This window comes from Cellulomonas denverensis, from assembly GCF_012396125.1.
In the GTDB taxonomy this organism is placed as follows: Bacteria; Actinomycetota; Actinomycetes; order Actinomycetales; family Cellulomonadaceae; genus Cellulomonas; species Cellulomonas denverensis.
The window spans coordinates 513595-531056 of record NZ_JAAXOX010000002.1 but is presented as its reverse complement, the minus strand read 5'-3'; the positions used below and the strand labels follow the sequence as shown (position 1 = coordinate 531056).

Annotated in this window: 11 protein-coding genes; 7 read left to right on the top strand and 4 right to left on the bottom strand. The window is 74.5% G+C overall.

Going from position 1 to position 17462, the window contains the following annotated elements; genetic code table 11:
• Positions 1-317: 317 nt before the first annotated feature.
• The 3 genes from HGA03_RS06440 to HGA03_RS06430 are packed head-to-tail and all read left to right on the top strand — an operon-like array spanning position 318 to position 6429.
• Positions 318-3194 (top strand): hypothetical protein, encoded by a 2877-nt coding sequence (locus HGA03_RS06440; protein ID WP_168629400.1) that lies wholly within the window; start codon positions 318-320, stop codon positions 3192-3194.
• A 26-nt stretch (positions 3195-3220) separates the two neighbouring features.
• A complete protein-coding gene (locus tag HGA03_RS06435) occupies positions 3221-4423 on the top strand; it encodes an ABC transporter substrate-binding protein (protein ID WP_168629399.1) in 1203 nt (400 codons plus the stop codon).
• On the top strand, positions 4420-6429 hold the full coding sequence (locus HGA03_RS06430; RefSeq protein WP_168629398.1) for a serine/threonine-protein kinase: 2010 nt from the start codon (positions 4420-4422) through the stop codon (positions 6427-6429). The genes HGA03_RS06435 and HGA03_RS06430 overlap by 4 nt, the downstream gene beginning before the upstream one ends.
• On the opposite strand, the gene HGA03_RS06425 is transcribed toward HGA03_RS06430, so the two are convergent.
• Positions 6416-7849, bottom strand: a complete 1434-nt coding sequence (locus tag HGA03_RS06425) for a phytoene desaturase family protein (RefSeq protein WP_168629397.1) — start codon at positions 7847-7849, stop codon at positions 6416-6418. The two genes, HGA03_RS06430 and HGA03_RS06425, sit on opposite strands and share 14 nt — an antisense overlap.
• A gap of 37 nt (positions 7850-7886) precedes the next feature.
• Positions 7887-8819 carry an NAD-dependent epimerase/dehydratase family protein gene (locus HGA03_RS06420; RefSeq protein WP_168629396.1) on the bottom strand — a complete coding sequence of 311 codons (933 nt, stop codon included), beginning with the start codon at positions 8817-8819 and terminating at the stop codon, positions 7887-7889.
• A 103-nt stretch (positions 8820-8922) separates the two neighbouring features.
• Between HGA03_RS06420 and HGA03_RS06415 the strand changes: the two genes are divergently transcribed.
• The gene (locus HGA03_RS06415) at positions 8923-9879 is read left to right on the top strand and encodes a TetR/AcrR family transcriptional regulator (protein ID WP_168629395.1); all 957 of its coding nucleotides are present in this window, start codon (positions 8923-8925) and stop codon (positions 9877-9879) included.
• Positions 9880-9952: 73 nt separating this feature from the next.
• Here the strand turns inward: HGA03_RS06415 and HGA03_RS06410 are convergent, their stop codons facing one another.
• On the bottom strand, positions 9953-10519 hold the full coding sequence (locus tag HGA03_RS06410; protein ID WP_168629394.1) for a YbaK/EbsC family protein: 567 nt from the start codon (positions 10517-10519) through the stop codon (positions 9953-9955).
• Between the two features lie 110 nt (positions 10520-10629).
• On the bottom strand, positions 10630-11166 hold the full coding sequence (locus HGA03_RS06405) for a YbhB/YbcL family Raf kinase inhibitor-like protein (RefSeq protein WP_168629393.1): 537 nt from the start codon (positions 11164-11166) through the stop codon (positions 10630-10632).
• A gap of 160 nt (positions 11167-11326) precedes the next feature.
• On the opposite strand from HGA03_RS06405, the gene HGA03_RS06400 reads away from it, so the two are divergent.
• The 3 genes from HGA03_RS06400 to HGA03_RS06390 are packed head-to-tail and all read left to right on the top strand — an operon-like array spanning position 11327 to position 17398.
• Positions 11327-12334, top strand: a complete 1008-nt coding sequence (locus HGA03_RS06400) for a hypothetical protein (RefSeq protein ID WP_168629392.1) — start codon at positions 11327-11329, stop codon at positions 12332-12334.
• Positions 12331-13938 carry a DNA polymerase Y family protein gene (locus tag HGA03_RS06395; RefSeq protein ID WP_168629391.1) on the top strand — a complete coding sequence of 536 codons (1608 nt, stop codon included), beginning with the start codon at positions 12331-12333 and terminating at the stop codon, positions 13936-13938. Before HGA03_RS06400 ends, HGA03_RS06395 begins: the two co-directional genes overlap by 4 nt.
• Positions 13931-17398 carry an error-prone DNA polymerase gene (locus HGA03_RS06390; protein WP_168629390.1) on the top strand — a complete coding sequence of 1156 codons (3468 nt, stop codon included), beginning with the start codon at positions 13931-13933 and terminating at the stop codon, positions 17396-17398. Before HGA03_RS06395 ends, HGA03_RS06390 begins: the two co-directional genes overlap by 8 nt.
• Positions 17399-17462: the final 64 nt, after the last annotated feature.

Genomic DNA, 17462 nt, shown 5'->3' with positions numbered 1-17462 from the left:
GGTGGGGTGCCAGAACGCGCAGCGCCGGCCCCGATGACGTCGTGCGGCCCTGACCTGCGGGTGAGCTACGCTTCCGCCGTCATCGTGGCTGATGTGCGACCACCGTCGTGCGTGAGCAGTCGTCGTCCTGTGGGGGAAGCATGCCCGGCATCCGCCTGTCCGGCCCGGTCCACTGGGGCCGCCGGAGAATCGCGCTCAGTATTGCCCTGATCGCCATAATCGCCATCGCGAGCACGGTGTTCCTCAGTCGCCCGGTCGCCGCTTCCGAACAGTACGGTTTACAGACGATCAATGTCCGTATGAGTACGGACACCTCCGTGCGTGGAATCACCACCGCGAGCGTGACCAAGGACGACGACGGCCGGGTCAGCGAGACCGTCACCGAGCTCGACCCGGCCGAGTCGCTGTCCGCGCTCCCGGTCCGGGTCCAGACCGCCTGGTGGCATGACGGAGCCACCGGCACCGACCTGGCCGACCTCGACGGGGCGTCCGGCCGGATCGTGCTGCGGGTGAGCGTGCAGGACCTCACCGCCGAACCCACCGAGCTCAGCTTCGAGACCGGCGGCGCCCGGTACCGGCAGCAGGCGCTGGTCGGTGTGCCGCTCACCGTCGTGGCCAGCGCCCGGATCGGATCGGGCGACCGGGTGGTGCAGGTCGACGACGGCGCGTCCGAGGAGAGCCGGGTCACCGACGGGATGCTGGTCGAGACGACCGATGACGGGCGTTCGGTGCAGTGGGCGGCCTACCTCGCGCCACCGATGCTGTCCCCGACCGCCGACTTCACGCTGGTGATCGACTCGGCACGCTTCACCGTGCCGGCCTTCGACCTGACGATCCAGCCCGGGCTGGTCACGGACCCGTCGGTGTCGGCGCTGGTGGACCGGGCGTTCGGCGCGGACGGGTACTCGGCGAACCTGGAGTCGTCGACGATCGAGCTGGTGCAGAACGTCAACGGCCGGCTGACCGAGGCGCTGGACTTCGTCGACCAGGTGCACCTGGCGCTGGAACAGGACGTGGCGCAGCTCGGAGAGCAGAGCTACCGCGAGCTGTCCCAGAGCTCGCAGACCGTGCTCGGGCACCTGGCGTCGACGGCATCGGTGCTGGAATCGATCCGCGCCACCGGGGAGAGTGGGATCGCCGGCGTCGGCTCGCAGACCCACTCCGGCGTCTCGGCGCTCGCCCGGTCGCTGGACGCGGTGCTCGGCTCGACCTCGTTCAGTCCTCGCCTGACCTCGACGACGATCGAGGGCTGCACCGCGACGATGCCGGTGCTCGCCGAGGGCCAGGCCCGGACCGTCGCCGCCACGGTGTACCTGGCCGATGCCCAGCTGCAGGCGATCGCCGGCCTGTTCGACGACGGCGTGACCGACAACTGCCGGACCGCGCTGCACGATCTGGTGCGCGGGACGATCGGCGAGCAGGTGGACACCACCGACCCCGCCGCGGTCGAGGCCTGCCGGACCACGCCCGAGGGCGAGCGGACCGTGGCCTGCGTCCTCGCTCTGGCCCGGGTCGTGCTGAGCTCCGACTTCGCCGCGCTGAGCCGGGCCGCCGATGAGGTGCACGACGCCCACCGACAGCTCCAGGTGTCGGACCTCACCGGCGCGCTGGGCGGGACCGACGGACTGGCCGCCACCCTCACCGACCTGCGCGACCGGCTGGACACCGCCCATGCGGATGCCGGCAGTGTCAGCAGCAACCTCTCCGACTGGACCCAGGACACCGCAGCGGAGATCGACCGGGCGCAGCAGCAGGTCGCCACCCTGCGCGCGGAGCTCGGCGAGCTCCGGACCGCACTGACCGCCCTGCGCGCCGCCCGCGACTCCGCGCACGCGGCACTCTTCGACCAGGACGGGGTCTCGGTCCGTAGCCGGTTGACCGCGATCACCGCCGCCACGGATGGCCCGCCGAGCGTCGGCGCGTGGTTCGTCGACTCGCAGTACGCCCAGGCGATCACCACGGTGCTCACCTCCGTGTCCGGGGTCTGCCCGGCCACCTGGGCCGACGGCCTGGACCAGAACTCCTCGGCGCAGCAGATCGTCGCCGCGCTGGATCAGCTGGACGTCGCCGGGTGCCCGGTGCAGCAACTCGCGGTGGCCAGCCGGGACCTGGTGCTCGGCTACGACGAGACGGTGCAGGCCGTCGGCGTCGCGAGTGGGGAGGCCGCGGCGGCCGGAACCACCCTGGACGCGGTCGAGCAGTCCTTCGCCGACCTGGATGCCGCGATCGCCGACCTCGACCAGATCGTGACGGCCTCCGGCACCCTGGAGACGGCGTTGTCCGCGCTGGACGACCCGGCGACCGGGGCGCTGAGCACCCTGGCGGCCCTGGTGGAGGACCTCGCTCCGCACCCGTCCTCCGGCCTCGGGCTGGCGCAGCTCATCGACGACCTCGACGACATGCGCTCCTTGGTCAGCGACGTGTGGCCGGATGACAGCGTGCAACCGCTCACCGGCACGACGGGCTGCCCGCAGCAGGGCGGACGGCCCACGGCCACGGCGCAGGAGGTGGTCTGGCTCGGCAACCGGCTGCTCTGCACCGAGGCGGAGCTGGGCACCCGGATCGTCACCCTCGGGGCGCAGCTGTCCGGGACGCAGTCCACCGCGGATGCCCGGCTCGAGGACGCGGCGACCCGGACCCAGGACGCGATGGATCGGGCCGGGCAGGAGATCGACCGGCTCTCGGCCGGACTGGTGACCGACCTGAACACCCAGCGGGAGGCCGGCACCGAGGCGGCCCTGGCGCTGATCGACCAGTCCCGGACCGAGATGCAGGCGCAGGTTGACCAGATCCTCGCCACCTACGACCTGATGTCCAGCCAGGTGCTGGAGGAGCTCAGCGGCTCGATGCGGCAGTCCGCGACCGAGTCCACCGCGGTGGCGCAGTCGCTGACCCAGGACTTCGCGGTGCTGCTCGCCAACCTCGGTTCGCCGGATCCGACCAGCCGCGGCGGCATGTTGGGCAAGCTGCACGGCATCACCGCCCAGGTCGGGGAGACCGGCACTGTCCTGGATTCGGTCGGCAGCACCACCACGGCCTACGGCAACATCCGTTCGGGTGAGCTGCGGGACATCGACCTGCGCTCCGCCCAGTTCGCCGCAGCCGAGGAGCGCCGGGCCCAGTACCGGCCGTTCGCCGAGGTGGACGAGGACCTGGAGACCGTGTTCGTGTTCCAGATCAGGGGCGAGCAGTGAGGGCCCGCGGCTGGGTTGCGGCCGCAGTGGCCGCCCTGACGCTCGCCGGGTGTTCGACCCAGGAGGTGCCCGAGGCGGTTCCCGCCCTGCAGCCCCAGCTGGAGCTGTCCGCCCCCGACGAGGCGGTGCGGATCGGCGTGCTGGTGCCGCCGATCGAGGGTGCGGGCTCGGAGTTCCGTCCGCTGATCGAGGGCGCGCGGGTGGCGGCCTACCGGTTCGAGTGGAACGGCGCCGAGATCGAGTTCCAGGTCGCCCTGGACGACGGCACCGCGGACGGCGCCCGGTCGGCGATGGCGGACCTGGTGCAGGCCGAGGTCGCGGGAGTGATCGCCGCGACGACCGGCGCGCACACCGACCAGGCGCTGGAGCTCGCGGCACAGAACGGGACCGCAGTGCTGTCGCCCTACGCCACGGCCGGATCCGGAGCCTGGTCGCTGGCACCGAGCCGCTCGGCGGTGACCGCCGGGATCGGCTCCGCCCTGGACGAGGCACAGGCGAGCCGGCCGTATCTCGCGGTGGCCGAGGGCCGTGACCCGCTGCTCGCCGACGCCAGGACCGCCGTCCTCGGTGACCCGGCGCCGATGGCGGACGAGATCGTCGCGCTGGTGGAGTCCCGGGAGATCGACTCGGTGGTGATCGACGGGCCCGCGGGCCAGCAGGCCGCGCTGGTGGTGGAGATCCACGGCCGGCTCGGCGCCCGGCAGTTGCCGATCGTGCTCACGCCGGAGGCCCTGACCCCGCAGTTCGGCGACCGGCTCGACGAATCCGGCACCACGGCCGGATGGCTGTTCAGCGTCGGTACCGACACCGGTGACCATGTCGCCCTCGACGACGGCGAGGCGGCCGACTACGCCGCGTTGTTCTTCGCCGCGCTGAGCCTGGCCGCCGGGGACTCCGGGTGCCAGAACGTCTACTCCGACGACACCTGCGCGGCCGGCCTGCCCCGGGCGGACGTCGCGAGCCATGACGCCACGGTGGCGCTGCTGCGCGCGGTGGAGGCGGCCGGGTCGGTCGATCCTCAGCAGGTGCGTACGGCACTCGGTGGCCTCGCCCTGGATCACGCGGACGGACTGGTCGGCCCGGCGCTCGACTTCGGCAGCACCCAGGCGCTGTCCGACGACGACGTGGTGGTGCTGCACGCCTCCACCTCGGATCCGGGACTGCGTCCCACCGACCCGGCCGGCGACCCGGCGGCGATGCTGTTCTGGTTCGCCGGGACCGAGCGGTGACCCAGACTGCCGGCCGCGCGCTCGGCAGTCGCTACCTCCTGCTCGAGGCGATCGGGCAGGGCGCCTCCGGTGCGGTGTGGCGCGCCGAGGACCGGCAGACCGGCGGCTCGGTCGCGGCCAAGCTGCTGTGGCCGCAGCACACCTCGGACCCGGAGGTGCTGACCCGGTTCATCAACGAGCGCGCGGTGCTGCTCGGGCTGGACCACCCGCACATCGTCCGGGTGCACGACTTCGTCGTGGAGGGCCAGGACCTCGCGATCGTGATGGACCTGATCGAGGGTCCGAGCCTGGCGGCGGTGGTCGCCGAACACGGTCCGTTGCCCGCCGCGGTCGCGGTGCCGCTGGTGGTCGCGGTGCTGGACGCCCTGGACAGCGCGCACGGGCACGGGGTGGTGCACCGGGACGTGAAACCGGACAACATCCTGCTCGCCCGGCCGGGTGTGCCGCAGGCCGAGGACGTGCGGCTGGCCGACTTCGGGATCGCCGGCATCGTGGCCGAGGAGGGGGCACCGGCCACCGAGCTGATCGGCACGCCGCACTACATGCCGCCGGAACTGGTGTCCTACGGCAAGTTCGGGCCGGCCTCGGACGTGTACGCCGCCGGGGTGGTGCTGTATCACCTGCTGGCGGGCCGGAGCCCGTTCGCCGGACCGGGTGCGGCGATGACGGTCGCGATGCGGCAGGTGAACAGCGCCCCGCCGCGGCTGCCGCTGGACGACGCGCTGTGGCGGGTGATCGACCTGATGCTGGCGAAGGACCCGGCGCAGCGGGCGTCGGCCTCGTCCGCGGCCGGGATGCTGCGCCGATTGCCGGCGGACGCGCTGGCGGGTCCGGCCCTGCCCGCGCAACCGGTGCCGCAGGGGTGGGAACCGGCGACGACCGCACTGCCGGCCAAGGCCGAGGTCGAACGGGCGCTGGGTGGTGCCGCCACCCGGGCCGAGCCAGTCGATCACGACCCCGCGGCCGAGGAGACGTCGCTGCGGTCCACCGCGCCGCTGGGACGTCCGGCTCCGGCCCCGGTGGCCGAGACCGCACCCGACGACGCCGACGCCACGATGATGAAGGCGGCGGCCGGACCCCTGGCGGTCGCCGTCCCGGTGGAACCGGAACCGATGTCGGCCCGGCGCAAGATCCTGATTGGGGCCGGCGCGACCGTGCTGCTCGGCGCGACCGCCGCCGTGCTGTGGACCACCGGGGTCTTCGAGTCGGACGACACGGTGCAGGCGGTGGAGATCACCACCGCTCCGTCCCACCTCAGCGGCACCAGCCGGCCGACCGGGCTGCGGATGGACCTGGACGCCGCCTACGACTCCGCCGAGCAGGTGACCGATCTGACCATCACGCTGTCCACCGCTCCGCAGGCACCGCTGCGGGGTGACGTGCTGGTCGTGCTGCCCGGGATCGAGAGCGGCACCTGTGCGCAGGTGCAGGAGGACGAGGTGATCAGCCGGGTGCGAGCCTCCTCGGACGGCATCGACCTGGACTGCGGCTACCGGCTGTCGGCGGTGGAACTGGCGGCGGGGGCGTCGGTGGCCGTGCAGGTGCCGGTCGACCTCGACCTGGTGGCGGAGGACGGCACGGTGCCCGACGACTTCCGGGACTGGCTCACCGCGGTGCAGCAGGCCACCGAGTCCGGGCTGGGCGCGGTCACCGGCACCGACTTCCCGTTGCAGCGGGTGGCCGGGATCCGGGCCGAGGCGACGGGCGTGACCCTGGACGGCTCCACCGCGGTGCCCTACCGGGTGGTGGCGACCTGGTCCTCGGGCGCGGAGGGCAGCGAGACCGAGCTGTTCACCCAGGACACCATCGACGGCATGGAGGTCGACCTGCTCGACCAGCTCTCCGGTGGTGCCGGGCTGGACGGGGTCACGGTGAGCACCTGCAACGCCGCACAGGTGATCGGGATCCGGGTGTTCGCCGACCAGCCCGAGACGAGCTGCTCGGTGCGGGTGGTGGTCGGCGCCCTGGACTCCGGGGAAGGCCGGTTCTCGATCAGGATGCGCTGAGCGGGTCGCCCAGGCCCCACACCTCGCGCAGGGCGAGGCGGGCGGCCCGGTACCCGGCCATGCCGTGCACGCCCGGGCCCGGCGGTTCCGACGCCGAGCACAGGTACACCCCGCCGATGCCCACCCGGTAGGGACCCGAACGCCACAGCGGGCCGGCCAGCAGCCGGCGCAGGGTGAGCGTCCCGCCGGCGATGTCGCCACCGTGCAGTGCGCGGTCGTGCTCGGACAGGCGGGCGGCCGGGATGCCGTGCGCCGCCACCACGGTGTCCCGGAACCCGGGGGCGACCCGCTCGATCCGGCGCAGCACCATCGGCACCGGGTCCAGCGTCGACCCCCACGGCACGTGCGCGTACGCCCACACCGGGCGGAGGTCGCCGCGGCGGCGACCGGGGTCGGCGACCGCGGGATCGGCGAGCAGCACGTAGGGCTCGTCGGGGTGCCGGCCCGCGGCCACCGTGCGCTCGGCCCGATCGATCTGCGCCCGGCTGCCGCCCAGGTGCACGGTGGCGGAGGCACCGACCCGTGGGTCCGCCCACGGGATCGGTCCGCGGACCACCAGGTCGACCTTCGCGGCGGCCCCCGGACCGAATCGGTGCCGCCGGAGCCGGGCGGCGGCCGACTCCGCCAGCGTGCCGCCCAGAGCCTCGGCCAGACTTGGCGGCGCAGTGGCGAACAGGGTCGCCCGTGCCGGAGGCAGATCGGCGGGGGAGTGCACCGGGTGGCCGGTCAGGACACGGCCGCCGTGTGCGGTCAGATCCGCGAGCAGGGCGTCGGTGATCGCCTGGGATCCGCCGCGCGGGATCGCCCAGCCCGCCCCGCCGTGGGCCAGCGCGCTGAGCAGCACGGCCGTGCCCACGGCGGTGGGGGTGCGTAGCGCCGTGATCGCATGTGCCGCGACCCCGGCGCTCAGGGCTGACGCGGCCGGTGCGGTGGGCGGGCGCAGGGTCAGGTCGAGAGCGGCGCGGGCGACCGCGGGCAGGCCCCGCCAATACCGGCCCGGCGTCTCCAGCACCGCGCGGGCCACCGCCTCGCCCGCCGCGCTCAGCGGGCCGATCACCCGGCGCCACCACGCGCCGCCGTCTGGTCCGAGCTCCTGGACGGTCCGGTCCAGGTCGTGCCAGGCGATCGCCGCCCGGCCGCCGTCGAGCGGATGGGCGAAGGAGGCCTCCGGCGTGAGCAGGTCCACCCGGTCCGGGATGCCGAGCGCCCGCAGTGCCGGGGAGGCCCAGGACATCGGGTGCACCGCCGAGCACAGGTCGTGCACGATGCCCTCGGCCAGGCCCAGATCCACGGTCCGGCTGCCGCCACCCGGGGTGGACTGTTCCTCCAGGACGACGACCTCGAGCCCGGCGCGGGCCAGTGTCGCGGCCGCGGTCAGTCCGTTCGGGCCGGAGCCGACCACCACCGCGTCCAGGATCATGACCTCGACGGTAGGCCGGTCGGCGCACTCGCGCAGGTCAGCGCGGCGCCCACCCCGCCGCCGTCCGCTCGATCGTCTCCGCCCACGCCGACCCCTGGACCCCGAACGTCCGGGTGGTGTCCTCGGCGTCCAGCACGAACGGCCGCTCGAACTGCCACAGCACCTCGCGCAGCTCCCGGATGATCGGCACCACCGGCGACATCAGGGTCAGGGCGGCCCCGGGGACACGGCGCAGCCGGGGTGCGGGGGTGCCGGTCGCCGCGGCGAGGTCGGTCAGGGTCTGCCGGATCGTGCGCGGCGCGGCTGCGGGCACGTGCCAGGCCCGGCCCCAGGCGCGGTCGTCGTCGGCGACCAGGGCGAGCAGCCGGGCGACGTCCTCGGTGTCGCTGAAGGTGTGCGGGACGTCGGGGTCGCCGAACACCCAGGCGGTGCGGCCGCGCAGGGTGGCGTCGGCGTAGCGGCGCAGCATGCCACCGGCGGCGGTGACCTCGGGGCCGATGTAGTCGGCGGCGCGGACCTCGGTGGCGCGGATCCGGCCGGCGCGGTGCCGGTCGAGGGCGTCGCGCCACATCCGGTTGCGCAGCCGGCCCTTGTGCCCGGTGGCGGCGAGCGGGAGGTCGCGGCTGATCGGCACGTCGACCGGGCCGTAACCGTAGAGGTTGCCCAGGGTCACCAGGGTGGCGCCGCTGCGTTCGGCGGCGGTGAGCAGGGCGTCGGCCAGGGGCGGCCACTCGCGTTCCCACTGGGGGTAACTGCCGGGGTTGGCGCAGTTGAAGACGGTGGTGGTGCCCTCGGCGAGCGCGGTGAGGCGGTCCGGATCGGCGGCATTCGCGGCGACCCGGGTGATCCCCGGCAGGTCGGGGCCGCGGCCGGAACGGGTCACCACGGTGACGGTGTCCCCGGCGGTGGCGAGCCGGCGGGCCAGGGCGCTGCCGATCGGACCGGCGCCGACGACGAGGCGGTGTGACATGCTGACTCCTGACGAAGCGTGAACAGTGCTCTCGAATGTGAACACTGTTCACGGTGTCTCGCCGGAATGCAAGCGGTGTCGTCGGAGATGAAAGGCTGGGCAGGTGGAACGACCCGAGGGAGTGCGCGCCCGTGCCCGGCGCGAGCTGGTGCAACGGATCACGGACACCGCCCGGCGCCAGCTGGCCGAGGTCGGCGCGGCGGGGCTGTCCGTCCGCGCGGTCACCCGGGAGCTCGGGATGGCGCCCTCGGCGGTGTACCGGTACTTCCCCAGCCGGGACGCGCTGCTGACCACGCTGATCGTGGAGGCGTTCCAGGGGGTGGCCGACGCGGCTCTCGGTGCGGAGCGCGCGGTGGCCCGTGACGATCTGGCCGGCCGGTGGACGGCGGTGTATCGGGCGGTGCGGGACTGGGGGCTGGCGCGGCCGCACGAGTACGCGCTGATCTACGGCTCGCCGGTGCCCGGGTATGTGGCACCCGAGGAGACCGCCGAGCCTGCCGCCCGGGTGCCGCTGTTGCTGGCGGGGATCGCCTGCGAGGCCTGGGTGGCGTCGATGGGGGCCGGGGAGCGTCAGGAGGTTCCGGTTGGCCGGGGCGCGGGCGGTTCCGGGCTCGACGCGGGTGGTTCGGGTGCGGATGGTTCGACGGTGGATCGCCCGGGTGCGAGGGGTTCGATGGCGGGCGTGCCGGGTGCGAGTGCTTCGACCCCTGGTGGCCCGGGGCAGCGGGAGGCCGCCGCGGCGCAGGTCGATGACGCCCGTCGCGCCGAGCTCGCCGCCGCCTTCGCCGCGGAGTCCGCGCAGCACACCACCGGAGGACTGGCCGATGATGCCCGGCGCCTGACCGACTTCCTGCGGGTGGCCCGGCCGGATCTCACGTTGGACGGCATCCCGGCGGAGGTCGCCCTGGCGGTGGTCGATGGGTGGGCCGAGCTGGTCGGCTGCGTCAGCTTCGAACTGTTCGGTCACTACCGCCGGGTGATCGACGCGCGTTCCGAGCACCTGGACGCGGTGGCCCGCCGGACCGGTGAGCGCGCGGGGGTGCGGTTCGCGCGATCCTGAGCTTCTGGCGCCCGAGGCCGCTGGTGTCCCGAGGCCTGAGATCGGGGTCGTGCAGTCGGGGTGAGGTCTCGGCTCAGCCGATCGCCAGGCCGTCGATCACCTCCGCTCCGGGCAGCCGGGCCAGGAGCTCGCCCGGCAGCGCCAGCTTGGAGCGGCGCAGCCCCGAGCCGATGATCACCAGACCGTCGGTCTCCGGGTTCGCTGCGACCACCCGGGAGTCGATCAGGACGCGGTACTCCGGCGGCAGTCCGACCGGGGTGATGCCGCCGTACTCCATCCCCGACTCGGTGACGGCACGGTCCATCGGCAGGAACGAGGCCTTGCGCACGTCCAGCAGGCGCTTGACCGCGTTGTTCACGTCGGCGCGGGTGGTGGCGCGCACGACGGCGGCCGCGATCCGTTCCTGCCCTTCCCGGCGGCCGGCGACCAGGACGCAGTTGCCGGAACCGGACAGCGGCAGGTCGTAGGCCTCGGTCAGTGCGGCGGTGTCGGCCAGCTCCGGGTCGATCGCGGTGACCATCAGGCGGGCGGCCACGTCCGGGTCGGTGGCGGCCCAGGCGGTCACCACGGCGGCGGTGGGGTCGGCCAGCAGGTCGAGGTGGTCGACGGCGGGTTGCCAGGTGAGGGTTCCGAGGGGCATGGCGGCAGGCTAACCGGCGGGCCGCGGGTCGTGGTGGCCGGGTCCGTCCGTGGGGGACCACGGGGCGGCCCGCCCGGCTGTGGACAGCTGGGCGGGCCGCGTTTCCGGGCTCAGCGGGCGTAGAGCGGGGTGAGGATCGCCCGGCCCACGGTGTGGAACACGGCGTTGAAGGCGGCGACGGTCGGGGTGGTGTCCGCGTCCAGGTCGAGCCGTTCCACGTCCAGGGCGTGCACCGCGAAGACGTAGCGGTGCGGCCGGTCGCCCTCCGGGGGTGCGGCGCCCAGGTAGCCGGCCCCGCCGCCGTCGTGGCGCAGCTGCACGGCGCCGGGCGGCAGGAGGGCACCGTCGGCATGGCCGGCGCCCCGGGGGAGGGAGACGGTGCTGGTCGGGATGTTCAGCACCGACCAGTGCCAGAAGCCGGCCGGGGTGGGCGCGTCCGGGTCGAAGCAGTTGACCAGGAACGACCGGGTGCTCGCCGGGAACCCGGACCACTCCAGGGCGGGCGACAGGCCCTCGCCGTCGCAGGTGAACCGCGGGTCCATCGGGGTCCGATGGAGAACATCGGTACTGCTCAGGGCGAATTCCGGCACCGCGGGCAGCAGCGGATAGGGCTCCGGGGCCTCCGGGCGGTCGAGCGAGAACGACATGGTGCTCCTCCTGGTGGACAGGCGCGTCCGGCCATCATGCCGCGCCCGGGCCGGAGGTTGTCCACAGGTCTCCCGGGGCCGGATTGACACTCCGGCCGTGTCGGCATGTACTGGCAGAATCGAACATGTGTTCGAACAGGATGCCGGAGGGAGGCGCGGGATGTCGACGGTCACGGAACGGGACGAGCGGATCGCCCTCGCCCGCGCTGCCCTGGCCTCGGCCGAGCTGCGGACCGGTGCACGCCGGGTGCCGGACCGTGGTCGAGCAGAGCCGAGGATGCCACGCGGCGGCGACACCACGGAGCGCCCTGGCCCGGGGCTGACGCTCGCCGGCACCACGGCCGTCGGCGACCACTCGCGCGCCGACACCACCGACCGCACCCAGCCCCGCGTCGGCGCCCCGGCCCACCCGCGGGCCGACGTCCTCGCCCACCCGCGGGCCGGTGTCACTGCCGAGCCGATCACCCCCGCCCAGCACCTCGCCGGTGCCACGGCCACCGCTCATCCGCCGGCCTCCCACGGCTCGGTGCTGCTGACCGATCGCCCACCACTGCCGGTGCCCCCGGCGATCACGTCGCTGCTGCCCGACGGCCTGCGCCGGGGTGGCACCACCGCCGTGCTGGGCTCGACCTCCCTGGTCTTGGCCATGATCGCCGCCGCCTGCACCGCCCGGGAGGCCTGGGCCGCGGTGGTGGGCCAGCCCAGCATCGGCCTGGTCGCCGCGGCGGAGGCCGGGGTCGGGCTCGACCGGCTCGCCCTGGTGCCCCGGCCGGGTCCGGACGCGCCGAGTGTGCTGGCCGCGCTGCTGGACGGCCTCGATCTGGTGGTGGTCGGCCCGGGTGCCGCGCTGCAGGACTCCGACCGGCGGCGGCTGATGGCCCGGGCCAGGGACCGGGGGTCGGTGCTGCTCGCCACCACTCCTTGGCCGGGGGCCGGGTGTGTGCTCACCGTGACCGGCGGACGGTGGACCGGCCCGGGGGAGGGCGACGGGCGGTTGCGTGCCCGGGAACTGCACCTGACCAGGACCGGACGGGGGGCAGCCGGTGGCCGGCCGGAGGAACTCGATCTGGTGCTGCCCTACGACGGGCGGACCGACCCCTACGGCCTGCCCGCGCCGGAGCAGGTCCCCGCCGTGCGGCCCGCGGCCGGGCTGAGGTTGGTCGGATGAGCGCCCGGGGGACCCGGACCACGGTGGTCTGGGCGCCGGACTGGCCGGTGGTCGCCGCGCTCGAGGCCACCGGGACGCCGCTGCACCAACCCGCCGCCGTGCTAACCGGTTCCCGGGTGCACACCGTCTCCGCCCTGGCCCGCCGGGAGGGGGTGCGCCGCGGGATGCGCCGGCGCCAGGCCCAGTCGGTGTGCCCGGAACTGGTGCTGCTGCCCACCGACCAGGACCGGGACGCCCGCCTGTTCGAGCCGGTGGCGGTGGCGGTGGAGACCGTGGTGCCGGGGATCGAGGTGCTCCGGCCCGGGCTGTTGCTGCTCCCGGCCGGGGGCGCCGCCCGGTTCCACGGCACCGAGGACCTGCTGGCCGAACGCCTGGTCTCCGCGGTGGCCGAGCGCACCGGTCACGAGTGCCAGGTGGGCACCGCCGACGGGCTGCTCGCCGCACTGGTCGCCGCCCGTGCCGAACAGCGGGTGCCCGCCGGGGGATCGGCGGCCTTCCTGGCCCCGCGGCCGGTGGACGACCTGCTGGCGGCCGCGATCCAGGACGAGCGGCCGGTGGCGGGGCTGATCGACCTGCTGCGCCGCCTCGGCCTGCGCACCCTGGGCGACCTGGCGGCGCTGGACGGGGCGGAGGTGCACGCCCGCTTCGGCACCTGGGGGAGTTGGGCCTGGACCCTGGCCCGCGGCGACGACCTGCGCCCGCCCGCCCGGCGACGGCCCGAGGCCGACCTGGAGGTGGACACCGCACTGGACCCGCCCGCCTACCGGGTGGACACCGCCACCTTCATCGGCCGCCGGCTGGCCGAGGAACTGCACACCCTGCTCACCTCGCACTCGGTGAGCTGTGGTCGGCTCCGGATCACCGCGCGCACCGACGCCGGGGAGGACCTGGTCCGGACCTGGCGCACCGACACCGGTGGGCTGGGCGGGCTCACCGCGGCCCGGATCACCGACCGGATCCGGTGGCAACTCGACGGCTGGCTGACCACCGGGGCGCTGAGCCGGCCCGTCGACGCCGATGACGACCAGCGCGATCCGGTGGGCATCGTCCGGCTGACCGTGACCGCCGAGGACGTCGCCCCGGCCGGCGCCGAACAGGGCCGGCTGTGGGGCGGGTCCTCCGGCGGCGATCTGCGGGCCCACCGTGCCCTGGACCGGGTGCAGGGCCTGCTCGGCGGCGACGGGGTGCTCACCGCGGTGGTGCAGGGCGGCCGGGACGTGCGCGACCAGGTGCATCTGCGGCCCTGGGGTGCCCAGAACGAACCGGCCCGGCCACCGGATCGCCCCTGGCCCGGACGACTGCCCGCACCCGCCCCGGCCACCGTGCCCGAGCAGCCCACCCCGGTGGAGGTGATCGACGGCACGGGCCTGCCGGTGAGCTTCGACACCCGGCTGACCATGAGTGCCGCCCCGGTGGTGGTCCGCACCCGTACCCGCGACCACCGGATCGTCGGCTGGGCCGGGCCGTGGCCCCTGGCGGAGGGCTGGTGGCGCGAGACCGGTCCCCGGCTGCGGGTGCACCTGCAGGTGACGCTGGCCGACGGTCGTGCGCTGTTGCTCGCCGCCCACCCCGACGGCTGGACCTGTGAGGCGATCTATGACTGACACCCCGCGCTACGCCGAACTGCACGCGCACTCCGCGTTCAGCTTCCTGGACGGCGCCAGCCAGCCCGAGGAACTCGCCGCCGAGGCGCACCGGCTCGGCCTGACCGCCCTGGGGGTCACCGACCACGACGGGCTCTACGGGGTGGTCCGCTTCTCCGAGGCCGCCCGGCGGGTGGGACTGCCCACGGTCTTCGGCGCCGAACTGCACCTGCCGGTGCCCGACCCGGTCGGCCCGGAGATCCTGGACCCGCCCACCGGCATCCCGGACCCCCGGGCGATCCACCTGCCGGTGCTGGCCCGGGGCGCCGCCGGGTACCGGGCACTGTCGCGCACCATCGCCGAGGCGCACCTGGCCGCGGGGGTGAAGGGCGCCGCCCACTACAGCTGGGAGGACCTGGCGGCCGCCGCGGACGGGCAGTGGGTGCTGCTCTCCGGTTGCCGCAAGGGACCGGTGCGACAGGCACTGTGCGGTGGCCCGCAGCCGGGCCCGGTCACCGCGGAGGGCGTCGACCGGGCCCGGGCCGAGTTGCACCGGCTGATCGGCCTGTTCGGGGCGCAGCACGTCGTGGTCGAGATCACCGAGTCCGGTGGCCCCTACGACGGGGAGATCGCCGACGCCCTCGCCGACCTGGCCCGGGAGTGCGGGCTGCGGCTGATCGCCACCGGCAACGTGCACTACGCCGGCCCCGCCGACGCCGACCTGGCCGCGGCGCTCGCGGCGGTGCGGGCCCGCTCCGGGATGGAGGACCTGGACGGCTGGCTGCCCGGCGCGCCCACCGCCCACCTGATGTCCGCCGCCGAGATGCTGCACCGGCACCGCCGCCACCCCGAGGCGGTCACCGCGGCCGCGGACCTGGCGGAGGAGTTGGCCTTCGACCTGCACCTGGTGGCCCCCCAACTGCCGCCGTACCCGGTGCCGGAGGGGCACACCGAGGCGAGCTGGCTGCGTGAGCTGGTCCGGCGCGGTGCGCTGGAGAGCTACGGCCCGCCGGAGGCCGAGCGGGTCACCGGCGCCTACGCCCAGCTCGAACACGAGCTGCGGGTGATCGAGGACCTGGGGTTCCCCGGCTACTTCCTGGTGGTCTTCGACCTGGTCGACTTCTGCCGCCGGCAGGGCATCCTGGCGCAGGGCCGGGGCTCGGCGGCGAACTCCGCGGTCTGCTACGCCCTGCGAATCACCGCCGTCGACCCGGTCAGCCACCACCTGTTGTTCGAGCGCTTCCTGGCACCGGAGCGCGACGGGCCGCCGGACATCGACGTCGACATCGAGTCCGCCCGGCGCGAGGAGGTGATCCAGTACGTCTACGCCACCCACGGCCGCACCCACGCCGCCCAGGTGGCGAACGTCATCTCCTACCGGGCGCGGTCGGCGATCCGGGACGCCGCCCGGGCGCTGGGCTACGACACCGGGCAGCAGGACGCCTGGAGCAAGTCGATCGAACGCTGGGGCACCCTGCGCGGTCCGCAGCCGAAGCATCCGTGGTGGTCGGGCGCCGCGAAGGAGGACAAGCAGCAGCAGTACGCCGACCAGCCGCGCGACCCGGACGGGGTGGTGTGGGGCTGGAACCACGAACCGGACCTCGACGAGCACCGGCCGGCGGGCGCCCGCACTGCCGACGGCCACGACGTGGTGCCCGCGCACCGGCCGCCCCCGGCCGGCGACCTGGACGAGATCCCGGCCCAGGTGATCGACCTGGCCGACCGGTTCCTGCGACTGCCCCGGCACCTGGGCATCCACTCCGGCGGGATGGTGATGTGCGACCGGCCGGTGATCGAGGTCTGCCCGGTGGAGTGGGCCCGGATGGAGGGCCGCACCGTCCTGCAGTGGGACAAGGACGACTGCGCCGACGCCGGCCTGGTGAAGTTCGACCTGCTCGGGCTCGGGATGCTCACCGCGTTGCGACTGGCCTTCACCCAGGTGGCCGACAGCGGCGGGCCCCGGCTCGACCTGCACGACCTGCCGAGCGAGGACCCGCTGGTGTACGACCTGTTGTGTGCCGCCGACAGCGTCGGGGTGTTCCAGGTGGAGTCCCGGGCCCAGATGGGCACGCTGCCCCGGCTCCAGCCGCGCAACTTCTACGGCATCGTGGTGGAGGTCGCCCTGATCCGGCCCGGCCCGATCCAGGGCGGGTCCGTGCACCCCTACATCGAGCGGCACCAGGGCCGGGAACCAGTGACCTACCTGCACCCCAAGCTGGAGAAGTCGCTGGAACGGACCCTCGGCATCCCGCTGTTCCAGGAACAGTTGATGCAGATGGCCATCGACGTCGCCGACTTCACCCCGGCCGAGGCCGACCAGCTCCGCCGGGCGATGGGTTCCAAGCGCAGCCTGGACAAGATGGAGGCGCTGCGTGACCGGTTGATGAGCGGCATGGAGCGCAACGGGATGGACGCCCAGGTGCGCGAGGAGGTCTACGACAAGCTCAAGGCCTTCGCCGACTTCGGCTTCCCGGAGTCGCACGCTTACTCCTTCGCCTTCCTGGTCTACGCCAGCGCCTGGCTCAAGGTGCATCACCCGGCCGCGTTCTACGCCGGGCTGCTCGCCGCCCAGCCGATGGGGTTCTACTCGCCGCAGACCCTGGTGGCGGACGCCCGGCGGCACGGGATCGAGGTGCTGCGCGCCGACGTCCAGCACTCCGCCGCCCTCGCCTCGGTCGAACAGACCGGCCCGACACCACCGGGCGGCGAACCCCCGCTCACCCCGTTGCGCTCCGGGACGCGGGACACCAGGACCGGCGACACGCCTCCCGCCCGCTCCCTGGCGGTCCGGATCGGCCTGGCCTCCGTGCGCGGGGTGGGGGAGACCGTCGCCGACCTCCTGGTCGCCGAGCGCACCGCCCACGGCCCGTTCGCCGACCTGCGCGACCTGGTCCGGCGGGTCGACCTCAGCACCGCTCAGCTCGAGGCACTGGCCACCGGCGGGGCGCTGGAGTCGCTGGGTGTCACCCGGCGCGAGGCGCTCTGGGCGGCCGGGGCCCTGGCACAGGAGGGGCCGGACACCCTGCCCGGCGTCTCGGTGGGGGTGGCCGCGCCGACCCTGCCGGGGATGAGCCCGGTCGAGCTGGCCGCCGCGGACGTCTGGGCCACCGGGGTGAGCGTGGACTCCTATCCGACCGAGTACGTGCGGGACGGGCTGGACGCCGCCGGGGTGCTCCGGGTGGCGCAGGTCTTCGACCACGAACCGGGCCGGCGGATCGCGGTGGCCGGGGTGATCACCCACCGGCAACGGCCCGGCACCGCAGGCGGGGTGACCTTCCTGTCCCTGGAGGACGAGACCGGACTGCTGAACATCGTGTGCAGCACCGGGCTGTGGCAGCGGTTCCGGCACACCGCCCGGACCGCCCGGGCGATGGTGGTCCGCGGCCGGGTCGAACAGGCGGACGGCGCGACCAACCTGGTGGCCGAGCACCTGGCGCCGATGTCGCTGCGGGTGGCCAGCACCTCCCGGGACTTCCAGTGAGCAGCCCGCCGGCCCCCGGCCCTGGGCGGACCCAGACCAGGGCGCCGCCACCGACGGACTTGGC

Coding starts and splice junctions, on each gene's coding strand:
- HGA03_RS06405 (WP_168629393.1), bottom strand. CDS start 11,166: ATGTCGTTCTCGCTCGACCGCCCGGAGGCCCCGGAGCCCTATCCGCTG.
- HGA03_RS06410 (WP_168629394.1), bottom strand. CDS start 10,519: ATGCCCCTCGGAACCCTCACCTGGCAACCCGCCGTCGACCACCTCGAC.
- HGA03_RS06395 (WP_168629391.1), top strand. CDS start 12,331: ATGAGCGCCCGGGGGACCCGGACCACGGTGGTCTGGGCGCCGGACTGG.
- HGA03_RS06425 (WP_168629397.1), bottom strand. CDS start 7,849: ATGATCCTGGACGCGGTGGTGGTCGGCTCCGGCCCGAACGGACTGACC.
- HGA03_RS06390 (WP_168629390.1), top strand. CDS start 13,931: ATGACTGACACCCCGCGCTACGCCGAACTGCACGCGCACTCCGCGTTC.
- HGA03_RS06420 (WP_168629396.1), bottom strand. CDS start 8,819: ATGTCACACCGCCTCGTCGTCGGCGCCGGTCCGATCGGCAGCGCCCTG.
- HGA03_RS06400 (WP_168629392.1), top strand. CDS start 11,327: ATGTCGACGGTCACGGAACGGGACGAGCGGATCGCCCTCGCCCGCGCT.